Source organism: Corallococcus sp. AB049A (genome assembly GCF_003668885.1).
Classification (GTDB): domain Bacteria; phylum Myxococcota; class Myxococcia; order Myxococcales; family Myxococcaceae; genus Corallococcus; species Corallococcus interemptor.
In genome coordinates this window covers 1-399 of the sequence record NZ_RAWL01001382.1, presented here as the reverse complement: position 1 = coordinate 399, position 399 = coordinate 1, and the positions used below count along the sequence as shown (strand labels likewise).

General features: G+C 41.6%; 1 protein-coding gene. It reads left to right on the top strand.

The annotated features are described in order from the left end of the window. Positions 1-399 (top strand): AIR synthase related protein (locus D7X55_RS42265; RefSeq protein WP_233610490.1); only part of this gene is annotated, 399 nt, incomplete at both ends.

Sequence of the window (399 nt, the reverse complement as noted above, 5' to 3'; positions counted from 1 at the left end):
TCTTTAAACAGTCTTCGTTTCGGTAATTTAAAAGATAAAAAAACACAACGCTTATTAAGCGGTGTGGTGAAGGGTATCGGTCATTACGGCAATTGCTTTGGTGTGCCTACAGTTGGCGGTGAAGTTTATTTTGAAGATTGCTATCATACCAATCCGTTGGTTAATGCCATGAGTGTGGGCATTATGAAAGCAGATAAAATGATTAGTGCTACCGCTAAAGGAACTGGCAATCCTGTTATTTATGTGGGCAGTGCTACCGGAAAAGATGGAATTGGCGGGGCAAGTTTTGCATCAGCCAATATTACAGAAGAAAGTACAGAAGAATTGCCGGCAGTGCAGGTGGGCGACCCGTTTCAGGAGAAAAAATTATTGGAAGCCTGTTTAGAAGTTATTGAAACC